Source organism: Streptomyces sp. NPDC037301 (assembly GCF_055602785.1).
The window spans coordinates 1-4,524 of the sequence record NZ_JBVJWD010000135.1 but is presented as its reverse complement, the minus strand read 5'-3'; the positions used below and the strand labels follow the sequence as shown (position 1 = coordinate 4,524).

The following is a 4,524-nucleotide window of genomic DNA, read 5'->3' as shown; positions in this document are numbered from 1 at the left end:
CGCTGGCCACCGCCCGTACCGCCTTCGAGTACCGTGCCGTCGTCCTCGCGGAGGACGCCACAGGCTTCACCACGGCCCTCGACACCCTCGCGGACAAGGGCACCGCGGGCCGCCACCTCGTCCGTGGCACGGCACAGCCCGGCGCCAAGACTGCCTTCGTCTTCGCGGGGCAGGGCGCGCAGTGGGCGGGCATGGGAGGGCAGTGGTACGAGCAACTTCCCGCGTTCGCCGCGGCGTTCGACGCCATCTGCGTAGCCGCCGACCCGCAGCTCGACGTGCCGCTGGCGGACGTGGTGCTTGCCGGCTCCGCAGGCCGCCCCGCGGACCACGCGGACCTGATCCATCGGACCCGCTACACCCAGATCGCCCTCTTCGCCGTCGAGGTCGCGCTGTTCCGCACCCTGGAGGCATGGGGCGTACGCCCGGACGTCGTCCTCGGTCACTCCATCGGTGAGATCGCCGCCGCCCATGTGGCCGGAGTGCTCTCCCTTCAGGACGCGGTCACGCTGGCCGTCGCCCGCGGCGCCCTCATGCAGCAACTCCCGCACGGCGGCGCCATGCTGGCCCTCGACGCCACCCCGGCACAGGCCGACGCATGGCTGCGCGCCCTGCCCGAGCAGCACCGGCAGCAGGTGGCGATCGCCGCGGTCAACGGCCCCTCCGCCGTGGTCGTGTCCGGTGCCTCGGACGCCGTCGACCAGGTGGCCGAGGCCGCCGCGCGGACAGGGCGGCGTCTTCGCAGGCTCCAGGTCAGCCACGCCTTCCACTCGCCGCTCATGGAGCCGATGCTCGACGAGTTCCGCTCCGTGCTTGCGCGCCTCACCTTCTCCCGCCCGGCCGTCCCGATGGTCTCCACCGTCACCGGTGAACTCGCGGCGGACGACATCACATCGCCGGACTACTGGGTGCGGCACGCCCGCGAAGCCGTCCGCTTCCAGGACGCCGTGCGCGCCGCGGAGTCGCGCGTGGACGCCTTCCTGGAGATCGGCCCGCACGCCGTGCTCTCCCGGCCCCTGGAGGACAGCCTCTCTGAGGGCCACTCCGCCACCGTCACCTCCGTCGCCCACCGCGAACGGCCCCTGGTCGCCACCCTGCTGAGGGCGGTCGGCGCCCTGTGGGCCGGTGGCGCCGAAGTGGACTGGCGCGCGCTGCTGCCCGCCGTACCCGCGGGCCAGGACCTGCCCACGTACCCCTTCGAACGGCAGCGCTTCTGGCCCCGCGTCTCGCCGCACCGCGCGGGCGACATGAGCGGCGCCGGACTCGCCGGACTCGACCACCCGCTGCTCGGAGCTGCCGTCAGCGTCGCCGACGGCAGCTCCGCCGGTGGCGCCGTGCTGACCGGCCGCCTCTCGCTCGCCACCCACCCCTGGCTCGCCGACCACGCCGTCTTGGGCGCCGTGCTCCTTCCGGGCACCGCCTTCGTCGAACTCGCCCTGCGCGCGGGGCAGAACGTGGGCTGCGGCCGGATCCGCGACCTCACCCTGGAGACCCCGCTCGTCCTCACCCCCGAGGACGCCATGCAGATCCAGGTCGGCGTGGGCCCCGCCGACGACGAGGGCCACCGCCACGTCGTCGTGCACTCGCGCCTCGAACCGTCCGACGACGGGACGAGTGGCGTTGAGACCGAGTGGGTCCGGCACGCCCAGGGCGTGGTCGCCCCTCCGGACCAGGGCCCGAACGCCGACGGCTTCGGCGCGGTCACCGGAGCGGTGTGGCCGCCCCGCGGTGCGGCCCGGGTCGAGGTCGAGGACTTCTACCCCGCCCTTGCCGAGCAGGGCTACGCCTACGGCCCCACCTTCCAGGGGCTGCGTAAGGCTTGGCGCCGCGGCACCGACTTCTTCGCCGACGTGGAGCTGCCCGAGGCCGCGGCGGACGACGTTGCGGGATTCGGCGTCCACCCGGCCCTGCTGGATGCCGCCCTGCACGGCATCGGCCTCGGCGGCGTGGCCGACGACGCCGAGAACACCTCGCGGCTGCCGTTCGCCTGGGGCGGCGTGCGGCTGTGGGCGAGCGGCGCCCGCACCGTCCGCGTCTGTCTGACGACCGTGGGCACCGCCGCCGTACGCGTACGGATCGCCGACGCCACCGGCACCCCCGTCGTCGGCATCGACGAACTCGTCCTGCGGCCCGTCTCGGAGACCCCCGTGGGCCCGAGGCGCGCCCTGGTCGCAGAGTCCCTGTTCACCGAGGCCTGGGAACCCCGGAAGGCGGGGGCACAGGACGCCGCCGGGGAAGCGGCTCCGCAGGTCTGGGGCCCGGACACCCGTCTCGAAGAGCTGACGGCCGCCGACACCGTGCTCCTGGACCGCGCGGGAGGTGGCGACACCGACGCCCTCGAAAGGGTACGAGCCCACGTGGGCCACGCCCTGGAGCGCATCCATGCCTGGCTTGCGCACGACGGCATCGCCCCGGCCCGGCTGACCGTACTGACCAGGGGCGCCGTCGAAGTGCACCCCGGAGAGAGCGCCGACCCGGCCCAGGCCGCGGTGCACGGCCTGGTGCGCTCGGCGCGCTCCGAGCACCCCGAGAGGTTCGCGCTGCTCGACCTGGCCCCCGGCACCGGGCCCGCCGACGTCCCCTGGCCCGCTGTGCGCGCCGCGCTCGCCGACCAGGAGACCGAGATCGCCGTGCGCGGCGGCGGCATCTTCGTGCGGCGTCTGGTGCGCACCGCACCCGACGCCGACGCTCCCGCCGCGTACGCCGGGCAGGGCACTGTCCTGGTCACCGGCGGCACCGGCGTCATCGGGTCCGCCGTGGCCCGCCACCTGGTCACCGCCCACGGCGTCCGCGACCTGGTGCTCGCCGGGCGGCGCGGTGCCGACGCGCCGGGAGCCACCGAACTCGCCGAGGAGCTGCGCGCGGCGGGCGCCGAGGTGCGCCTCGCCGCCTGCGACGTCTCGCAGCGGTCCGCGCTGGCCGCACTCGTCGAATCCCTGACCGAGTTGCGCGGCGTGGTGCACGCCGCAGGCGTCCTCGACGACGGCATGGTCACCGCGCAGACCGCCGAGCGTCTGGACACCGTGCTGCGGCCCAAGACGGATGCCGCCTGGCACCTGCACGAGCTCACCCGGGAGCGGGACCTCGACCTGTTCGTCCTGTTCTCCTCGGCCGCAGGCGTCTTCGGCTCCCCGGGCCAGGCCAACTACGCGGCCGCCAACGCCTTCCTGGACGCGCTCGCCCGGCACCGACGCGCAGCGGGGCTGCCCGCGCACTCGCTCGCGTGGGGCCTGTGGGCCGATCTCAGCACCATGACGGGGACGCTCAGCGACACCGACATGGGCAGGCTCAGCCGGGGCGGCCTTCGCGCCATCAGCGCCGACGAGGGCCTCGCCCTGTTCGACGCATCGGTGCGGCTCAAAGAGCCGGTCGCTGTTCCCGTACGCCTGGACCTGCGCGGCCAGGCCGACCCGCCCGCGCTGCTGCGCTCCCTGGTCAGGTCCGCCCCGCGCCGTGCCTCCGCCGCCCCCGCGGCCGCCTCCTCGGCATGGCACGAGAGGCTGCTCGGCCTGTCGGCGGCGGAGCGCTCCCCCGCCCTCGTGGACCTGGTGCGCGAGCACGTCGCCACCGTCCTCGGCCACACCACGCCCGAGGACATCGCGCCCGACCAGTCCTTCGACGCCCTCGGCTTCGACTCGCTGACCGCCGTCGAACTCCGCAACCGCCTGGCCGAGTTCACCAAGGTCCAGCTGCCCACCACCCTCGTCTTCGACTACCCGAGCCCCGAGGCGCTCGCCGGCTTCCTGGGCGAGGCCCTTGCGGATCCCGCAGAGCGGGGCGCACGCCTCGTCCAGGTGCGGGCCACCGGCGACGACCCCATCGCCATCGTCGGCATGGCCTGCCGCTACCCCGGCGGCGTCGGCTCGCCCGAAGAGCTGTGGGACATGGTCGCCGACGGCCGCGAGGGCATCGGCGGCTTTCCCGACGACCGCGGCTGGGACCTCCAGCGGCTCCACACCCCCGAGCTCGGCCGCACCGGATCGACGTCCGTCCGCGAGAGCGGATTCCTTTACGAGGCAGCCGAGTTCGACGCGGGATTCTTCGGCGTCTCGCCGCGCGAGGCCACCACGATGGACCCGCAGCACCGGCTGCTCCTCGAAACCTCCTGGGAGGCCATCGAGCGCGCGGGCATCGACCCGACGAGCCTGCGGCGCAGCAGGACCGGCGTGTACGCGGGCCTGATGCACCACGACTACGTGGCACGGCTCCAGGAGATCCCCGAGGAGATCGCCGGGTATCTCAGCAACGGCACCGCGGGCAGTGTCGCCTCCGGCCGCATCGCCTACACCTTCGGCTTCGAGGGCCCTGCCGTGACGGTCGACACCGCCTGCTCCTCGTCCCTCGTCGCCCTGGACATGGCCGTGTCCGCGCTGCGCAGCGGCGTGTGCGACCTGGCACTCGCGGGCGGCGTCGCCGTGATGTCGACCCCCACTGTGTTCGCGGAGTTCGGCAAGCAGGGCGGTCTTGCCGCCGATGGCCGGTGCAAGGCGTTTGCTGAGGGTGCCGACGGCACCGCCTGGGGTGAGG

Annotated in this window: 1 protein-coding gene; it reads left to right on the top strand. The window is 74.4% G+C overall.

The window, feature by feature from the left end; genetic code table 11:
* Positions 1–4,524 (top strand): SDR family NAD(P)-dependent oxidoreductase (locus ACZ7IB_RS48750; RefSeq protein ID WP_470921790.1); only part of this gene is annotated, 4,524 nt, incomplete at both ends.